Origin of the sequence: Streptomyces sp. NBC_01363 (genome assembly GCF_026340595.1) — a bacterium.
Taxonomy (GTDB): domain Bacteria; phylum Actinomycetota; class Actinomycetes; order Streptomycetales; family Streptomycetaceae; genus Streptomyces.
Map to the genome: position 1 here is coordinate 3892752 of NZ_JAPEPF010000001.1, position 17887 is coordinate 3910638.

At 71.7% G+C, this 17887-nt stretch carries 17 protein-coding genes and 1 pseudogene; 8 read left to right on the forward strand and 10 right to left on the reverse strand.

Annotation, left to right across the window (positions count from 1 at the left end; genetic code table 11):
- Positions 1 to 12 precede the first annotated feature (12 nt).
- The 5 genes and pseudogenes from OG611_RS17895 to OG611_RS17915 form a co-directional block, all read right to left on the reverse strand.
- A complete protein-coding gene (locus OG611_RS17895; RefSeq protein WP_266421021.1) occupies positions 13 to 1464 on the reverse strand; it encodes a penicillin-binding protein 2 in 1452 nt (483 codons plus the stop codon).
- A gap of 64 nt (positions 1465 to 1528) precedes the next feature.
- Entirely contained in the window at positions 1529 to 2200 is a 672-nt protein-coding gene (locus tag OG611_RS17900) for a response regulator transcription factor (RefSeq protein ID WP_266421024.1), read from the reverse strand.
- Positions 2197 to 3069: pseudogene (locus OG611_RS17905) on the reverse strand (sensor histidine kinase); the annotation flags it as partial. The pseudogene OG611_RS17905 and the gene OG611_RS17900, both read right to left, overlap by 4 nt.
- A gap of 188 nt (positions 3070 to 3257) precedes the next feature.
- Positions 3258 to 3731: a GNAT family N-acetyltransferase gene (locus OG611_RS17910; RefSeq protein ID WP_266421026.1), complete on the reverse strand. Its 474-nt coding sequence runs from the start codon at positions 3729 to 3731 to the stop codon at positions 3258 to 3260.
- 2 nt (positions 3732 to 3733) lie between these two features.
- The gene (locus OG611_RS17915) at positions 3734 to 4504 is read right to left on the reverse strand and encodes an IclR family transcriptional regulator (RefSeq protein ID WP_266421029.1); all 771 of its coding nucleotides are present in this window, start codon (positions 4502 to 4504) and stop codon (positions 3734 to 3736) included.
- Positions 4505 to 4674: 170 nt separating this feature from the next.
- On the opposite strand from OG611_RS17915, the gene OG611_RS17920 reads away from it, so the two are divergent.
- The 8 genes from OG611_RS17920 to OG611_RS17955 all read left to right on the forward strand — a co-directional run bounded on the left by OG611_RS17920 (position 4675) and on the right by OG611_RS17955 (position 13027).
- On the forward strand, positions 4675 to 6195 hold the full coding sequence (locus OG611_RS17920) for an aldehyde dehydrogenase (NADP(+)) (protein WP_266421031.1): 1521 nt from the start codon (positions 4675 to 4677) through the stop codon (positions 6193 to 6195).
- Positions 6192 to 6803, forward strand: a complete 612-nt coding sequence (locus tag OG611_RS17925) for a DUF1349 domain-containing protein (RefSeq protein ID WP_266421033.1) — start codon at positions 6192 to 6194, stop codon at positions 6801 to 6803. The genes OG611_RS17920 and OG611_RS17925 overlap by 4 nt, the downstream gene beginning before the upstream one ends.
- Positions 6804 to 6911: 108 nt before the next feature.
- Complete coding sequence (locus tag OG611_RS17930) at positions 6912 to 7247, forward strand: hypothetical protein (protein ID WP_266421036.1); 336 nt, start codon at positions 6912 to 6914, stop codon at positions 7245 to 7247.
- 153 nt (positions 7248 to 7400) lie between these two features.
- Positions 7401 to 7535 (forward strand): hypothetical protein, encoded by a 135-nt coding sequence (locus tag OG611_RS17935; protein ID WP_266421039.1) that lies wholly within the window; start codon positions 7401 to 7403, stop codon positions 7533 to 7535.
- Positions 7532 to 8047: a hypothetical protein gene (locus OG611_RS17940; protein ID WP_266421041.1), complete on the forward strand. Its 516-nt coding sequence runs from the start codon at positions 7532 to 7534 to the stop codon at positions 8045 to 8047. The genes OG611_RS17935 and OG611_RS17940 overlap by 4 nt, the downstream gene beginning before the upstream one ends.
- 100 nt (positions 8048 to 8147) lie before the next feature.
- Complete coding sequence (locus OG611_RS17945) at positions 8148 to 8855, forward strand: DsbA family oxidoreductase (protein ID WP_266421044.1); 708 nt, start codon at positions 8148 to 8150, stop codon at positions 8853 to 8855.
- Between the two features lie 107 nt (positions 8856 to 8962).
- Positions 8963 to 10024, forward strand: a complete 1062-nt coding sequence (locus tag OG611_RS17950; protein ID WP_266421047.1) for an aminotransferase class V-fold PLP-dependent enzyme — start codon at positions 8963 to 8965, stop codon at positions 10022 to 10024.
- 312 nt (positions 10025 to 10336) lie between these two features.
- Positions 10337 to 13027 carry a SpoIIE family protein phosphatase/ATP-binding protein gene (locus OG611_RS17955; RefSeq protein ID WP_266421050.1) on the forward strand — a complete coding sequence of 897 codons (2691 nt, stop codon included), beginning with the start codon at positions 10337 to 10339 and terminating at the stop codon, positions 13025 to 13027.
- A 189-nt stretch (positions 13028 to 13216) separates the two neighbouring features.
- Here the strand turns inward: OG611_RS17955 and OG611_RS17960 are convergent, their stop codons facing one another.
- The 5 genes from OG611_RS17960 to ectB all read right to left on the reverse strand — a co-directional run bounded on the left by OG611_RS17960 (position 13217) and on the right by ectB (position 17840).
- On the reverse strand, positions 13217 to 14017 hold the full coding sequence (locus OG611_RS17960; protein WP_266421053.1) for a hypothetical protein: 801 nt from the start codon (positions 14015 to 14017) through the stop codon (positions 13217 to 13219).
- 55 nt (positions 14018 to 14072) lie between these two features.
- Positions 14073 to 15098 carry a VOC family protein gene (locus OG611_RS17965; protein ID WP_266421056.1) on the reverse strand — a complete coding sequence of 342 codons (1026 nt, stop codon included), beginning with the start codon at positions 15096 to 15098 and terminating at the stop codon, positions 14073 to 14075.
- Between the two features lie 111 nt (positions 15099 to 15209).
- Positions 15210 to 16103, reverse strand: coding sequence for an ectoine hydroxylase (gene thpD / locus OG611_RS17970; protein ID WP_266421057.1), 894 nt, complete (start codon positions 16101 to 16103; stop codon positions 15210 to 15212).
- 3 nt (positions 16104 to 16106) lie between these two features.
- A complete protein-coding gene (locus tag OG611_RS17975; protein WP_266421059.1) occupies positions 16107 to 16505 on the reverse strand; it encodes an ectoine synthase in 399 nt (132 codons plus the stop codon).
- Between the two features lie 66 nt (positions 16506 to 16571).
- Positions 16572 to 17840: a diaminobutyrate--2-oxoglutarate transaminase gene (gene ectB / locus OG611_RS17980; RefSeq protein ID WP_266421062.1), complete on the reverse strand. Its 1269-nt coding sequence runs from the start codon at positions 17838 to 17840 to the stop codon at positions 16572 to 16574.
- Positions 17841 to 17887: the final 47 nt, after the last annotated feature.

Here is a 17887-nt window from a genome sequence, read left to right on the forward strand (position 1 = left end):
CCCGCCGCCCTCTCAGCCCGCCAGTGCCGCCTTCATCATCTTCTGGGCGATCGGCGCCGCCAGACCGTTGCCGCTGACCTCCGAGCGCGCCGCGCCCGAGTCCTCGACGACCACGGCGACCGCGACCTCCTTGCCACTGGACGCGTCCTTCGCGTACGAGGTGAACCAGGCGTACGGGGTCTTGCTGTTGCCCACGCCGTTCTGCGCGGTACCCGTCTTCCCGCCCACCTCGGCTCCGGCGATCCGGGCGTTGGTGCCGGTGCCCTGTTCGACGACGGTCACCATGGCGCTGCGCAGCTGCTCGGCGGTGGACTGCGAGACCACCCGCTCGGTGTCGCCGTCCGCGAATTCCTGAAGCGTGCCGCCCTTGGAGTCGGTCACCTCGGACACCATGTGCGGCGCGGCCAGTTCGCCGCCGTTGGCGAGGGCGGCCGAGACCATGGCCATCTGCAACGGCGTCGCGGTGACCTCGAACTGGCCGATGCCCGTGAGCGCCGTCTGCGGCCTGTCCATGCCGGACGGGTAGACGCTCGTGGACGCCCGTACCGGCACATCGAGCTTGTCGGTGTTGAAGCCGAACTTCTCCGCCATCGCCCTGACCTTGTCCTGGCCGAGGTCCACGGCGGCCTTCGCGAAGACGTTGTTGCAGGAGTACTGGAGCGCGGTGCGCAGCGTGGCGTTCTCGCAGGGCGCCGACGCGCTCTCGTTCCGCAGGACGGTGCTGGTGCCGGGCAGCGTGTACGGATTGGGGCTGTCCGTGCGCTCGTCGACCGAGCCGTACAGCCCGTCCTCCAGCGCCGCGGCCGCCACCACCAGCTTGAACGTGGAACCGGGCGCCAGCGGCTGCCGCAGCGCGCGGTTGACCATCGGCTTGTCCTCGTCGTCGAGCAGCTTCTGCCAGGCCTCGCCGTCCGTCGTCCCGCTGATCGCCGACGGGTCGTACGAGGGGGTCGAGACCATGCCCAGGATCCGGCCGGTCTTCGGGTCGATCGCGACCGCCGCCCCCTTGTCGTCGCCGAGCGCCTCGTACGCGGCCTTCTGCACGCCCGGGTCGATCGTCGTCAGGACGTTGCCCGGGGCCGCCTGCTTGCGCGTCAACGCGTCCATCGGGTTCTTCAGCCGGTCGTCGGTGCCGTCCAGCACATGGCTGTAGATCCCTTCGAGCTGCGTGGCGCCGTATGCCTGCGAGCTGTAGCCGGTGACGGCCGAGTAGAGCTCCCCCTGGGTGTATGTGCGCTTGTACGCGAGGTCGCTGCCCACCGTCCTCTTCGATCCGGTGACCGGGTTTCCGGCCACGATGATGTCACCGAGCGGCTGCGCGTACTGCGCGATGGTGTTCCGCCGGTTGTGGTCGTCGTCTGCGAGCGCCCGTGCCTGGTACGCCTGCACCCAGGTCGCCCGCCCCAGCAGGGCGAGGACCAGCAGCAGGCAGAAGACCGAAGCGTGCCTGATCGTTCTGTTCATCCCGCCCGAGGGACGAGCGGGGCGCCGCGCACCGTTCCCGAATGCGGCGATTCTCACCGGTTTCTCATGGCGGGCCGGGGCGCCCGGGGGCGATGAAACCCGACTCGTACGCCGCTATCACCGCCTGGGTGCGATCCCGCGCACCGGTCTTCGCGAGCACCGCCGCCACATGCGTCTTCGCCGTCGCGGGCCCCACGGAGAGCCGCCCGGCGATCTCCGCGTCGGTCAGTCCCGCCGCCATCAGCCGCAGCACCTCCGCCTCCCGGTCGGTGAGCCGGGACGCCCACCGCGGCGGGTCGGGCGCCCGCTTCCGGTACTCGGCCGCGAGCGCCCGTACCGCCGACGGGAACAGCAGCGTGTCGCTGCGGGCGACCAGCCGCACCGCCTGCACGAGGTCCTCGGCCGCCGCCGGTTTGAGCAGGAAACCGGCGGCTCCGGCGACGAGCGCGTCGTACACGTAGGAGTCGTTCTCGAAGGTGGTGACGACGACGATCCTCGGGGGCGCGTCGAGCGTGCCGAGGATCTGCTCGGTGGCCCGGATGCCGTCGGTCTCCGGCATCCGTACGTCCATCAGCACCACGTCGGGGCGCAGTTCCCGCACCACGGACACCACCTCCGCGCCGGTCGCCGCCTCGCCGACGACCTCCAGACCGGGTTCGGCGTCCAGGATGACGCGCAGCGCCGTACGCACCATCCGCTCGTCGTCGGCGAGGACCACCCGGACCGTCGTGCTCATCGGTTCTCCTGTTCGGTCGTACGCGGGTGTCCGGCCGCACGCAGCGGGAGGCGGGCGATCAGCCGCCACCCGCGGTCGCCGTGCTCGCCGGCCTCCGTGTGGCCGCCCAGCAGTACGGCCCGCTCGGCGATGCCGCGCAGTCCTCGGCCACCCCCGGGCCGCACCACCGTGGCCCGCTCCGGCAGCGGATTGTCCATGGTGATCTCCAGCTCCGCCGCGCGCACCGTGATCCGCAGCTCCACCGGCACCCCGTGCCCGCCGTGCCGAAGCGCGTTGCTCAGGCCCTCCTGCACGATGCGGTACGCCTCCCTCGACACGGCGGCCGGTACCGTGCCGGGGTCGCCCCGCACGGCACAGGAGACGGGCACCCCGCAGTGCTCCAGCAGTCCGTCCAGCGCGTCGAGCGCCGGGCCGGTCGCCGCGGACGCCCCGTGCTCCTCGCCGCTGCGCAACAGGCCGAGCACGGAGTCGAGTTCGCCGACCGTGCGCCGGGTGGTCTCCTCGATCGCGGCCAGCGCCTCGCGGACGAACTCCGGGTCGCTGTCCAGGACCCTGCGGGCCGCGCCCGCCTGGAGGGTGACGGCGCTCAGCGCATGGCCGACCGAGTCGTGCAGCTCCCGGGCGAGCCGGTTGCGCACCGTGAGATCGGCCGCCCGGCGTTCGGCCGCGGCCAGCCGGTCCTCCGGCGTCGGGCCCAGCAGCACCGGCGCCCGGCCGGCCAGCAGCGCTCCGGCCAGTGCCGCGCAGCCGGCCATCGCCGCGAGCACCGCGAGCCCGGCGAAGGGGGCCAGGGCGAGAATCCACGGCCGGTCCATCGCCTCGGGCAGACCGAAGGCGGGGGAGTCGCGCACCGACTCCGAGAACGGCAGCACCATGAAGGACGAGCGGCACGGCGAGGGGGAGCACGGAGCGGCGGCGGAAGGCGAGCAGCGGCACACCGGCGGCGGCGACGAGGACGAAGAGACATGACCACCACGCTTCCGTGCGGCCCGCGCCGGCACGTCCTGCCCCGTGACGATCCGTCTCCGCCGCACGGCGGAGACGGACCGCCGTCCGGTCATCCCGGCAGCGTGAACAGCAGCTCGTCGGTCTCCTCGCCGCGGGCGTGCGCGTACCCGTGGTCCTTGCCGGTGACGGCGAATCCGCACTTCTCCAGCACCTGGCGCGAGCCGGTGTTGTCGGCCGCGGCCCGTGCGTGCAGCGGGCGTTCCGGTACGGCGTCGAGCAGCGCCGACAGCGCGGCCGTGGCGAGCCCGCGGCCCCACTGCGCCCGGTCGATCCAGTAGGTGACCTGGCGGTCGCCCGGGGGCCCGTACACCCCGGCGTTGCCGACCACCGCGCCGTCCGCGACCACCGTGCGCATCACCACGGAGCCGTCGGCCAGGATGCGTCGCCAGTGGGCGTCGAAGGCCTGCCGGTCGGTGGGGTCCTCGCTGGTGAAGGCGGCCGTCCTGACCGACTCCGGGTCGGACATGAACGCGAAGAACAGCGGCAGATCGCTGTCATGCACCTTGCGCAGGGCGATCCGCACGGTCAGAGCCTCCGGGTGGCGAGCGTCAGCCGGTCCCGGGCGTCGAACAGCGCGTCCTTCACCATCTGTTCGTGTGCGGGCGTGAGCCGGGCGACCGGCACCGAGCAGCTGATGGCGTCGCGGGCGGGGGTGCGGTACGGGACGGCGACGCCGAAGCAGCGCAGTCCGAGGGTGTTCTCCTCGCGGTCCACCGCGTACCCCTGTTCGCGGATGAGGTGCAGCTCCTCGATGAGCTTCTCGCGGTCGGTGATGGTGTGCTCGGTCAGCGCGGGCAGCGTCTCGGGGAGCAGCTTGCGGACCTGCTCGTCGCTGTGGGTGGCCAGCAGCGCCTTGCCGAGCGAGGTGGAGTGGGCGGGCAGCCGGCGGCCGACGCGGGTGAAGGGGCGCAGATAGTGCTGGGACTGGCGGGTGGCGAGGTACACCACGTTCGTCCCGTCGAGACGCGCCAGGTGGATGGTCTCCGTGGTGTCGTCGGAGAGCCGGTCCAGGGTCGGCCGGGCCGCCGCGACGACCTCGTCGCCGTCGATGTACGAGGTGCCGACGAGCAGGGCCCGTACGCCGATCCCGTACCGCGTGCCCGTCGCGTCGGTCTCCACCCAGCCCAGCTCCACCAGCGTGCGCAGCAGCATGTAGAGGCTGGACTTGGGATAGCCGACGGCCTCCTGCACCGTGGCGAGCGAGTGCATGCCGGGCCGCCCCGCGAAGTATTCGAGCAGCTCCACCGTCCGTACGGCGGACTTGACCTGTGCCCCACCGGATTCGGCAACCGACATCGCCCTACGCCCCTTCCAGCCCACTTGTGAAACCCTGAGACTTCTTGAACCGGCGACTTCTTGCCAACACTGAACGCCCGGAAATAGAGTCGCTTCATATTCACGATCAGGAACAATGTTCAGAATACCGAACAACTTCTGATGTGTGGCAGTGAGCGGAAGGAATCACGGTGGCAGCAGCACCAGTCTGGAGCGTCGACCCCCGCACCGGGAACCCGCGTGAGCAGGTTGCGGTGGAGGCTACAGCGGAGGAGGTCGACCGTGCGGTCCGGGCCGCCCACGCGGTACGCGAATCGCTCGCCGACCGCACCGTGCGCGCCGCCTTCCTGCGCACCGCGGCCGATCTGCTCACCGAGGCCGGGGAGCACGTCATCGAGGCCGCCGACGCGGAGACCGCGCTCGGACCGACCCGGCTGACCGGTGAACTCGCGCGCACCGCCGCCCAGTTGCGGGCCTTCGCGGAGGTCGTGGACGAAGGCGCCTTCCTCGACATCCACATCGACCACGCGGACGCCACCCGGACCCCGCCCTGGCCCGACCTGCGCCGCTACAAGGTCCCGCTCGGTGTCGTCGCCGTCTACGCGGCCAGCAACTTCCCGCTCGCCTTCTCCGTCCCCGGCGGCGACACCGCGAGCGCGCTGGCGGCCGGCTGCCCCGTCGTCGTCAAGGCGCACCCCGACCACCCCGCCACCTCCGAACTGTGCGCCTCCCTGATGCGCAGGGCGGCGGCGAAGGCCGGCCTGCCCGCGGACGTGCTGACCCTGGTCCACGGCTTCGACGCGGGCATCGAGCTGATCCGGCACCCGCTCGTCGCCGCCGCCGGATTCACCGGCTCGGTCCGGGGCGGACGCGCCCTGTTCGACGCCGCGGCGGCCCGCCCCCGCCCCATCCCCTTCCACGGCGAACTGGGCTCCCTCAACCCCGTCGTCGTCACCGGGGCGGCCGCCGCCGAGCGGGCCGAGGAGATCGGCGCCGGGCTCGCGGGCTCGATGACCATGGGCGCGGGCCAGTTCTGCACCAAGCCCGGCTTCGTCCTGGCCCCGGCGGGCGAGACGGGCGACCGGCTGCTGAAGTCCCTCACCGACGCGGTCAGCGACACCGAGGCCGCGGTCCTGCTCGACCACCGGATGCGCGACGCCTTCGTCGCGGGCGTACGGACCCGGGCCGAACTCCCCGGCGTGGATGCCCCGGTCACCCCCGGCGCGGGCGGCGACCACACCGTCTCGGCCGGCTTCCTCACCGTACCGGCGCAGCTCCTCGCCGCCGAGGGCCCGCACGACGAACTCCTGGAGGAGTGCTTCGGCCCCGTCACCGTCGTCGCCCGCTACACCTCCCCCGACGAGATCACCGCCGTGCTCTCCCGCCTCCCCGGCAACCTCACCGCCACCCTCCAGACCGCCACGGACGGCGCCGACACCGACGCCCCCGGGCTCCTCGCGGCCCTCACCCCGCTGGCCGGCCGGGTCCTCGTCAACGGCTGGCCGACCGGCGTCGCCGTCGCCCCCGCCCAGCACCACGGCGGCCCCTACCCGGCCACCACCTCCACCTCCACCTCGGTCGGCGCCACCGCGATCGAACGCTGGCTGCGCCCGGTCACCTACCAGACGACCCCCGAGGCCCTGCTCCCGCCGGAGCTCCGCGAGGACAACCCCCTCGACCTTCCCCGCCGAGTGGACGGACGGCGCGCATGACCCCGCAACTTCCCGAACTCCCCTTCGAGCTCAGCCCGTTCGGCCCCGGCGGCGACTGGACGTACGAGAACGGCGCCCTGACCGGCCGCGCCGGCGCCCGCCAGGACCGCTTCGTACCGCCGGGCGGCGAAGACCTCGACTCCGCGAGCGACGCCCCCCGCCTGCTCGGCCCCGCGCCCCGGGGGGACTTCCAGCTGCTCGCCCGGGTGAAGGCCGGCTTCGCGGCGGCCTTCGACGCCGGGGTGCTCTACCTGCACGTCGGGGAACGGGAGTGGGCCAAGATCTGCCTGGAGCTCTCCCCGGACCGCCCCACCGTCTGCACGGTCGTCACCCGCGGCCACTCCGACGACGTCAACTCCTTCGTCGTGGACGGCGACAGCTGCTGGCTGCGCCTCAGCCGCACGGGCAACGCGTTCGCCTTCCACGCCTCCGCCGACGGCGAGAAATGGACCTTCGTCCGCGTCTTCGCCCTCGGCACCCCGGAGCGCGCGGTCGAGGCGTCGATCGGCTTCCTGGTCCAGTCACCGACGGGCGAGGGCTGCGAGGCATCCTTCGACCGGATCGCGTTCCGCGCGACGGGGTTGGCGGATCTGCGGGACGGGAGCTGAAGCCTCTCGGACCTCCGTCGTGCCATCGAACGAATGAGCACGAGTACAGGGTGGAACCGAGTAGCGGCACTCAACCCTCCGGCCGTGCCGGAGAGTTGGATGATCCGCATGGACATCACTTCCACCCCCGCCGAACACCAGGACCGCGGCATCCGCAGGGCCTCCTGGATCGCCCTCGCCCTGCTGGTGCCGGTGGTCGTCGGCGCCGGCCTCGTCACGCTGAGCACGACCCGGGCGAGCGGCTGTGTGACCTACGGCGTGGAGTGTGCCGATGTGCCCGACGGCTCGATCCCCGGCTCCTTCCTGGCCGCACTCCTGCTCGGCATCCTGGCGGTGGCCTGGCCGAGGAAGCTGCTGCCGTTCGCCTCTGCGCGTGGCTGGCTGCTGGGCCTGCACGGTGCGGCGCAGCTCATGACGGCGGCACTGATCCTCAGCTTCGCCTGACGCCCGGGGCCCGGGAGGGCGGCGCAGGCCTGGCGGCCGGGACTGCGGGCGAATGTGGTTGATAGTGCTTTGGCGGGCATGATTCTCTGCTCCGGCCTGGGGCAGGGGTTCTGTCGTGTCGTGCGACAGGGGGAGGGGCGAGCGGTGCCCAAGATGACAAGGTTCGATCAGCGGGCGGTTGCTCCGGGCGACCTGCGCTGCGCACGGCGCCGCCCCGGCCTCACCCCCGGCGCCTGCCGCGCCTCCCTCGGCGGACCGACCGCACCGGCCGGGGCGGTGGCGCCGTGACCGCCCGGAGCGGGGAGACGTTCGGGACCGGCCGTGCGGTCTCCGACATCGAGGCGCTGCTCGCCGGGCCCGTACCGGCCGCGGGGCCGACGGTCGCCGAGGGGGAGCCGGACACCGGGGAGTGGGGCGCGACGGCGGGCGAGGGTTTCCGGATCGTGCCGCTCTGGGAGAGCGACGGCCTCGTGGGCGTGTACGAACGCGAGTGGGAGGAGGCCGAGGAGGCTGCCTCGGGTCATCTCGCCGAGCTCGTGGGTGAGTTGGACCGACGGTGGGGCGCCCATCGGATGGCGGGCATGCGGGTGCCGATCTTCCGCGACCTCGCGGGCGAGCCCCTGCCGCCGCTGTACCGGGCGCTGTGCGACACGGACTGCCGCGGCGACCTGGCGGTGTGGGGGCCGGTGGACGGCCGGTGGGTAGCGGTCTCCCTCAACCAGTGCGACGGCGACGCGCCGATGATCCTGGTGGCCGTGGTCGCCGACCGGCCGATCGTCGAGCTCGACGACGGGGCGTGAGAGGGAATGAGGGACTCCGCTCCTGCGTTGTGCACGGGAGCGGAGGATGACTCCGCGCCACGCGAGCTGTACGTAAGAGGACACGGAGAGAAGAAGAGACATGCGCGTCGAGATCTGGAGCGACATCGCCTGCCCCTGGTGCTACATCGGGAAGGCCCGCTTCGAGAAGGGCCTGGCCGGGTTCGCCCACCGCGACCAGGTCGAGGTCGTGCACCGGTCCTTCGAGCTCGACCCGGGGCACGCCAAGGGGGAGACCGCGCTGGTGATCGACATGCTCGCGCAGAAGTACGGGCGCACCCGTGAAGAGGCGCAGGCCATGGAGGCGAACGTCGCGGCCAACGCGCAGGCCGAAGGGCTCGGCTACCTCACCGAGGGCCGTGACCACGGCAACACCTTCGACATCCACCGGCTGCTCCACCTGGCCAAGGCGCGCGGGCGCCAGGACGAGCTGCTGAGCCTCGCCTACCGGGCGAACTTCGCCGAGGAGCGGTCCGTCTACGACGGCGACGTGCTGGTCGAGCTGGCCGTCGAGGCCGGGCTCGACGCCGACGAGGCGCGCGCCGTCCTCGCCGACCCGGAGGCCTACGCGGCCGAGGTGCGGGCCGATGAGCGGGAGGCGTCCGAGCTGGGTGCCAACGCGGTGCCGTTCTTCGTGCTCGACCGGCGCTACGGGATCTCCGGCGGCCAGCCCGCGGAGGTCTTCGCCCAGGCGCTGGAGCAGGCGTGGAAGGACCGTCCGCTCACCGCGATCGGCGGGGACGCCGCGGCGTGCGACGCCGACGGCGCCTGCGAGGTTCCGCAGGCCTGAGGCACTGCGTCCGGGGGTGCTGTCGACGGCACGGATAAGCAGCGCTTGGGTGTTCCCCTCAACCTTTCGTGATTGACCAGCGGTTGAGGGGGCCCCAGGCTGGGCGCATGGAGACTACTTCGCTCAGCCGTGCGGTGGACGCCGAGTTCGCGCCGAGGACGACCTATCTCAACACCTCCACCTGCGGGCTGCTGCCCCGGCGGACCGTGGCGGCCGTGACGGCGCTCGCCGAGGCGATCGCCTCGGGCGTCACGGACGGTTCCGGCGACTCCGAAGTGGTGGAAGCGGCCAGGGCCGGCTTCGCCCGCCTCGCCGGGGTGGACGCCGACCGGGTCGCCGTCGGCAGCTCGGTCTCCGTGCATGTCGGACTGATCGCCGCCTCGCTGCCGCCGGGGGCCGAAATAGTGGCACCCGAGGGAGAGTTCAGCTCCGTCGTCAGTCCCTTCGCGGTCCGCGGCGACCTCAGGATGCGCTACGTCCCGCTGGACCGGCTGGCCGACGCGGTGGGGCCGGGCACCGCGCTCGTCGCCTTCTCCTCCGTGCAGTCGGCCAACGGCCGGATCGCCGACCTGAAGGCGGTACGCGCGGCGGCCGCAGCCCACGGTGCCCGGACACTGCTCGACGCCACCCAGTCGGCCGGCTGGCTGCCGCTGGACGCCGGGGAGTACGACTACACCGTCACCGGCGGCTTCAAGTTCCTGCTCTGCCCGCGGGGCGCGTCGTTCCTCACCGTCACCGAGGAGGCGCAGCGGGCCCTGCCGCCGGTCTTCGTCGGCATGTCCGCCGCCGACGACCCCTGGAACAGTACGTACGGCCCGGTCGAGCAGCTCTCCCGGACCGCCCGCCGCTACGACGAACCGCCCGCCTTCCTCTCGTACCACGGCGCCGAGCGGTCCCTCGCGCTGCTGGGCGAGGTCGGGGTGGAGGCCATCCACGCCCATGCCACCGGGCTCGCGGCCCGCCTGCGGGCGGGGCTGGCCGGGCTGGGGCACGAGACGGTGCCGGGGGAGTCGGTGATCGTGGCCGTGCCCGGACTGGGCGGGCGGGAGCCGGAGCTCGCGCGGGCCGGGGTGGTGGTCTCGAACCGGGCGGGGAGTCTGCGCGCGGCCTTCCACCTGTACAACACGGAGGCCGATGTGGACCGGGTCCTGGACGTGCTCTCCGGCTGACGCCGACTGCCGGGGGATCAGTGGAGCTCGGGGCAGTCCCCGGACCTCCGGCCGGTCGCGACGGCGGCTACGACGAATCGCGGTGCACCGGCTCGGAGGGGAGTATCACCGGGGCCGGGTCCTTCCTCACCGATCCGGGCCGGCCGCATCCCGTACCGTCCTGGCGCCGATCCGTTCCCACGGCTGCCGGATCGTCGTCGGGCCGCCGCGCGGTATCGCCTCCGAGCGAGCCCCGACCGCACGCACCTTCGACCGCGCGGTGTTACAAAGGGCAATGGGGCCATTCGTTTCGGCCGATTCCGGAGCGCACAGATGCGGTCACTCACGGGCAGGCATCCCCGGAGCCTCGCAGGCCAGGTCTTCGCCCTGCAGGTGGCTGTGGTGGTGCTCCTCGTGGCCGCTTCGGTGCTGGCGCTCGTAGTGCAGGCCCGGTACAACAGCAGTACGGAGGCGAGAAACCGCTCCGTCGCCGTCGCGCAGACATTCGCTCACTCACCGGGCATCCTGACCGCGCTGAAGGCTCCTGATCCTTCCAGGGTGCTCCAGCCGCTCACCGAGGCGGGGCGGAAGGCGGCCGGCGTCGACTTCATCGTGGTGATGGACACGAAAGGGATCCGCTACACGCACCCGCGGCCGGAGCTGATCGGGAAGAGGGCCGTCGCCACCCTCGCGCCGGCGCTGGCCGGCCACGTGTACACCGAGAGCGTCAACGGCCCGCTCGGCCGCGAGGTGCAGGCGATCGTCCCCGTCCACGATCACGCGCGGGTCGTGGCCCTGGTGATTGCCGGCATGAAGGTCAAGCACGTGACCGGCGTGGTGGCACGGCAGATGCCGATCATCCTCGGTGCGGGAGCGGTTGCGCTCGGAGTGGCCACGAGCGGGACGGCGCTGGTGGCCAGGCGGCTGCGGCGGCAGACCCACCGTCTGGGCCCTGCCGAGATGACTCGTATGTACGAGCATCACGACGCGGTGCTGCACGCCGTGCGTGAAGGCGTGCTCATTGTCGGCGAAGGCGGTCGGCTGCTGCTGGCAAACGACGAGGCCAGACGGCTGCTGGATCTGCCGCTCGACGCCGAGGGGCGACACATCCCGGACCTGTCCGGCCTTGATCCTGGCATGGTGGAGCTGCTGACCTCGGGGCGCGCGGCCACGGACGAAGTGCACCTCGCGGGGAGCCGACTGCTCGCGGTGAGCCAGCGGCCGACGGGCCGCCGCGGCGGCCCCCGGGGGACAGTCGCGACCTTGCGTGACTCCACAGAGCTGCGGGCGCTGTCCGGCAGGGCGGAGAAGGCCCGCGAGCGGCTGCGCCTGCTGTACGACGCCGGTCTCGGTATCGGTACCACCCTCGATGTGGTGCGCACGGCCGAGGAACTGACCAAGATCGCGGTCCCCCGGCTCGCCGACTTCGTCACCGTCGATCTGGCCGAACCGGTCCTCCACGGGGCCGAGCCGACCCATACGGACATGGACATGCGCCGCACCGCTGTACGCGGTATCCGGGACGACCATCCCCTGTACGAAGTCGGTCAGCTGATCAACTTTCTCCCCTCCACGCCACAGGCACGGGCCTTCGCCACCGGCCGGCCGGAGCTGGCGCCCGACCTGTCCGACGAACCCGGCTGGCTCTCCCAGGACCCGGAGCGGACGCGGACGATCGTCGATTACGGCATCCATTCGCTCATCACGGTGCCCCTCCAGGCGCGGGGCGTCATCCTGGGCATGGCCAACTTCTGGCGCTCCGAGAAGCCCCAGCCGTTCGAGGAGGACGACCTGTCCCTGGCCGAAGAACTGGTCGCCCGGGCGGCCGTCAGCATCGACAACGCCCGCCGCTACACCCGTGAGCACGCCATGGCCGTGACTCTGCAACGCAGCCTGCTCCCGCGGGCCCTGCCCGAACAGAGCGCGCTCGACGTCGCCCATCGCTACCTGCCCGCACTCTCCGGGGTGAGCGGCGACTGGTTCGACGTGATCCCGCTCCCGGGCAGTCGGGTGGCGCTGGTCGTCGGGGATGTCGTCGGCCACGGCCTGCACGCGGCCGCCACGATGGGACGGCTGCGCACGGCCGTGCACAACTTCTCCACACTCGACCTGCCGCCCGACGAGATCCTCAGCCATCTGGACGACCTGATCGGGCGCATCGACCAGGAGGAGGCGGAGTCCGGCGCCGACGCGGGGATCATCGGAGCCACTTGTGTGTACGCGATTTACGATCCCGTCTCCCGTCACTGCGCCATGGCACGGGCCGGGCATCCCCTGCCCGCACTGGTCCGGCCCGACGGCAGTGTGTCGTTCCCCGACCTGCCGGCCGGCCCGCCCCTGGGCCTGGGCGGTATGCCGTTCGAGACGGCGGAACTGGAGGTGGCGGAGGGCACGCAGTTCATCCTCTACACCGATGGGCTCATCGAGGACCGCACCCGGGACATCGACGTGGGGCTCGAGCTGCTGCGTGAGACCGTGGCGGGCCACCCCGACCGGTCGCCGGAGGAGAGCTGTCAGGCGGTGCTCGACGCGCTCCTGCCCAGTCGGCCGAAGGACGATGTGGCGCTGCTCATCGCCAGGACACGGGCGATCCCGCCCGACCGTGTCGCCGACTGGGACGTACCGTTCGATCCCGCCGCCGTGGCGGGGATGCGTGCTGTCGTGGCCGAGAAGCTCGACGACTGGGGTCTGTCCGAGCTCGCGTTCGCCACGGAACTGGTGCTCAGCGAGTTGATCACCAACGCCATCCGCTACGGCTCCGCGCCCGTCACCGTACGACTGCTGCACGACCGCACCCTGACCTGCGAGGTGGCCGACAGCAGCAGCACCTCGCCCCATCTGCGCTATGCCGCCGCGATGGACGAAGGAGGCCGCGGTCTCTTCCTCGTCGCCCGACTGGCCGAACGCTGGGGCACCCGTTACACCTCCCAGGGAAAGGTCATCTGGGCGGAGATGGCGCTGCCCCGGCCCGACGGGAGCGCGGACGGCACGGCGTGGCTGGACATCCTCGACGCGGAACTCTGACCGCTGGACCGGTAAGCCTTCGAGAAGAGCGCTTCCTCGACCATCCCGGCACGGTGGCCGGGACAGATTCGTCGTACGGCCGACGCCGACGGCCACGCGCTTTCGCGGACCGGCCGACGAGCTGACATCTGCGGCCCGCGCACGCCGCGTGAGCAGTCACTCCCTGTCCGTCCCCGGGTGCGGTCTTGTTCAGGAGTTCTGCCGGACCGTGGGCCGGGCGTCCGGAAAAAGGTTCCGTACGTCCTCCTGCAGGCTCATGATGTCGGTCATGGCCCAGAGGCCCCTGCCCGGAAGCGGATCGCCACCGTGCGGCGGGTGGGGCTGCTGCGCATCGACGGGCAGCACCTGGTGGGCGGGGTCGGGCCGGTAGGCCAGCCCCACGACGCCGAAGCGGGCACGCGCGTGCTCGGCGGCCGCGGCGCGGCCCGACAGCTGCGCCCAGGTGGGCGGCCGAGTGAACGTACCGGCACAGAACTCGATCACCGGGAACTCGTCGGCACCGTGCATCGCACGGACGTACGCCGCGTGGAAACGCCCGGAGAGCTCGAAGGAGATCACGTCACCGGCCTGCAGGAACGACAGCGTCCGGCGGGTGCGCGGCCGGCGCGTCAGCGGGACCGGCGCCGACTCCAGCAGCTTCTTGATCTCCGGGGACTGCCGCTCGAAGGCGTCGGAGAGCACCACCTGACGGTTGAGCTCGTCCACCGCCGCCAGGGCGCCGGCCGTGGTGCCGGGGTCCTGGAAGCCGTATTTGTGCAGCAGCGTGGCGAGCGCGACCCGGGTGACGTTCTTCGTCGCCGCGCCGATGTCCTCGGCGTCGAGCAGGCAGCGCCACCTCAGCAGGACCGGGGGGATCACGCCCCGCTCGATCTCGGCCCGCGACCGGCCCGGGTAGAGCATCTGATGCTTCACCCAGCGGGCGAGCTCCTCGTCCATCGCCCGGACGAGTCCCCGGGCGGCCAGCTTGTCCAGGATCTGTTGATGCTTCACGGCATCGATTCTGGCAGTTGCCACGACCGGCCGGCCGCCCGGACCCCGACTCGCGCTACTCCCGGCCGGACTCGTCCAGCGGCGCGCTGTGCCACTTCCACGAGGTGACGCGAGGGCGGCCGGGCAGCTCGGCGCGGCCGGTGGCCCAGCACAGCACGGCCCACCGGTCGGCGTCCTCGGGGGCGTCCGGGAACAACCGGGCCAGCACCCGGTCGCAGAGGCCGGCGGGCGGCGTCCAGGCGACACCCAGGCTCGCGGCGAGATCGTGCGTGTGCACCAGGGTCTCCACGATCCCCATCGCGGCGAAGCCCTCCGGGTCGGACACCCCGTAGGAGTGGTACGAGCGGAGTTCGGGCGAGGCCGTCCGTACCATCGCGGCGAGCAGTGCGCCGCTCGCCTCCAGCGTCCGGAGCAGCCCGGCGGGTCCGGCCGACCGGTCCGCGAAGACCGCGTTCCACGGACCGCCCTCGCGCTCGGGGCTCCAGCGGTACGGGACGTACGCGTCCAGCGCCGGCCGCTGCGGGCCCAGCTGGGTCGCGTAGGAGAAGAGGTCGTCGCTCAGGTGCTCCGCGGTCTCCCAGCAGCTCCACTCCAACGACCCTGCCGGGACGTCCCAGTTCTCCACCGGGGACTCCTGGAGCGCGGCGACCGCGAGCCGTACCGCGGTGGTGACGTCGTCCGCCGTGACCGGCAGCCGGGTCCCGGTCAGGGCCGCCCGTTCCGCCGCACCGCACTCGACGCAGAACTCGTTCCCCTCGGGGTCGGCGAGTGTGGCCCAGCCCCGCCCGTCCGGCCTGCGGTGGTCGGCGACGAGGGTGGCGCCCAGGCCGAGCAGCCGCTCGACCTCCTCGTCCCTGGTCCGGTCCTGCGGCTGGATGTCCAGGTGGACACGGTTCTTGGCGCTCTTCGGCTCCGGCACCGAGATGAAGAGCAGCGCGGCACCGGGGGACTCGACGAGCGCCTCGGGATCACCGGGGGCGTCCCCGTCCGAGATCCGCGCGCCGAGCACTCCGGCCCAGAAACCGGCCAGCCCGTAGGCGTCGGCGCAGTCGATCGTGATGTGACGTACGAGTGAGGTCATGGGCCCCACTGTCTCCGGGCGGGGCCGTCGTGGTCCACCGGCTTTCGGCGGAGGCGCGCGGTGCGACACCGCCGCACCGCGCGCCCGGTCCCGATTCGGCCCGGCAGTTCCTCACCTCACCGGCGTGAAGTCCCGCGCCCCGATGAACTCCGGCCGCCGCGCCGGTGCCGAGAACGGCTCCCCGGCGGCGTTCTCCACGCTGTTGAAGACGATGAAGACATTGCTGCGGGGGTACGGAGTGATGTTGTCGCCCGAGCCGTGCATGCAGTTGCAGTCGAACCAGGTCGCCGAACCCGCCTTGCCCGTGAAGAGCTTGATGCCGTGCCGGTCGGCCATCTTCGTCAGCGCCTCGTCGGACGGGGTGCCGGCGTCCTGCATCTTCAGGGACTGCTTGTAGTTGTCCTTCGGTGTCTCGCCCGCACAGCCGAGGAACGACTTGTGCGAGCCAGGCATGATCATCAGCCCGCCGTTGGTGTCGTGGTTCTCGGTCAGCGCGATCGATACGGACACCGCCCGCATGTTCGGCAGACCGTCCTCGGCGTGCCAGGTCTCGAAGTCCGAGTGCCAGTAGAACCCCGAAGCACCGAAGCCCGGCTTGACGTTGATCCGGGACTGGTGGACGTACACGTCCGAGCCGAGGATCTGACGGGCCCGGCCCACCACCCGCTCGTCGCTCACCAGCCGGGCGAAGACCTCGCTGATCCGGTGGACCTCGAAGACCGACCGCACCTTCTGCGACTTCGGCTCGATGATCGAGCGCTCGTCGGCCCGGACCGCCGGGTCGGCGATCAGACGTTCCAGTTCGGTGTGGAGGACGGCCACCTCGTCGGCCGTGATCATCCCGTCCACGGAGAGGAAGCCGTCGCGTTCGAAGGCCTGGAGATCCTTCACGCCCACCGGCCCCGGGGCGCCGGGCGCGGACCAGATCACCGGGTCCTGACGGGGGGTTGTCATCTCGGCGGTGCCGCGTGTCGGGTAAAGGTCGGCGCGCACATCGGTGGTCATGGCTCAGCCCTCCTCGGTGAGCAGCGGGTAGACACCGTTCTCGTCGTGCTCCTCCCGCCCGGTGACCGGTGGGTTGAAGACACAGACGCAGCGGAAGTCGGTCTTCGGCCGCATGGTGTGGTGTTCATGGCCGTCCAGCAGATACATCGTGCCGGGGGTGATCCAGTGCTTCTCGCCGGTCTCGTCGTCGGTGAGCTCGGCCTCGCCCTCGACGCACAGGACGGCCTCGATGTGGTTCGCGTACCACATCGAGGTCTCGGTGCCCGCGTACATCGTTGTCTCGTGGAGCGAGAAGCCCACCTTCTCCTGCGCGAGCACGATGCGCTTGCTCTCCCAGGTGCCGGAAGCGGCCTTCACATGCCGGTCGGTGTTCTCTATGTCACGGAACGATCGGACGATCACGGTGGGTCGGTGCCTTTCTCTCTGCAGCGGTGTTTCTCGTCGGACCCGCGTCGGGCGGGCCCGGGATCAGGCGGTGTCGCGGACCGCGCGGGCCAGCGTGCGCAGCCCCTCGTCCAGCTCCTCGGGGGTGACGGTCAGCGGCGGCAGCAGCTTCACGACCTCGCTCCTCGGGCCGGAGGTCTCGACCAGGAGGCCCAGCTCGAAGGCACGGGCGCAGATCGCGGCGGCGCGCGACGCGTCGGTGAACTCCATGCCCCACACCAGGCCGCGGCCCCGGAACCGCGCACCGAGCCGGGTGTGTTCGTCGCAGATCGCGAGCAGCGTCTGCTCGACCTGCTCGCCCCGGGCCAGGGTCTGCTTCTCCATCTGACCGTCCGCCCAGTAGGCGTCCAGCGCGGCGGTGGCCGTGACGAACGCCGGGTTGTTGCCGCGGAAGGTGCCGTTGTGCTCGCCCGGTCCCCAGATGTCCAGCTCCGGGTTGAACAGGCAGAGCGACATCGGCAGGCCGTAGCCGCTGATGGACTTCGACAGGGTGACGATGTCGGGGGTGATGCCGGCCTCCTCGAAGGAGAAGAACGCCCCGGTACGTCCGCAACCCATCTGGATGTCGTCGACGATCAGGAGCATGTCGCGGCGGTGGCACAGGTCGGACAGCGCCCGCAGCCACTCGGGTCGCGCCACATTGATGCCGCCCTCGCCCTGCACGGTCTCGACGATCACCGCGGCGGGCTTGTTGAGGCCGGAGCCCTGGTCCTCCAGGAGCCGCTCGAACCAGAGGAAGTCGGGTACCCGGCCGTCGAGGTAGTTGTCGAACGGCATCGGGGTGCCGTGCACCAGGGGGATGCCGGCCCCGGCCCGCTTGAAGGCGTTGCCGGTGACGGCGAGCGAACCCAGCGACATGCCGTGGAAGGCGTTGGTGAACGAGACGATCGACTCGCGCCCCTTCACCTTGCGGGCCAGCTTCAGCGCGGCCTCGACCGCGTTGGTCCCGGTCGGTCCGGGGAACATCACCTTGTACGGGAGGTCGCGCGGACGCAGCACGTTGTTCTGGAAGGACTCCAGGAAGGCGCGTTTCGCGGTGGTGGCCATGTCGAGGCCGTGGGTGATGCCGTCGCGCTCGATGTAGTCGATCAGCGCGCGCTTCATGACCGGGTTGTTGTGGCCGTAGTTGAGCGATCCCGCGCCGGCGAAGAAGTCCAGGTAGGTGTGGCCGTCCTCGTCGGTCAGCCGGGCGCCCTGCGCACGGTCGAACACCGCGGGCCAGCCGCGACAGTAGCTCCGTACCTCCGACTCCAGGGTCTCGAAGACACTCAGGGCGGGCGGGGTGATGGTCACAGGGGATCTCCTGCTTGCGGGGGGTGTGTGACGGGCGGCGGTGCGGG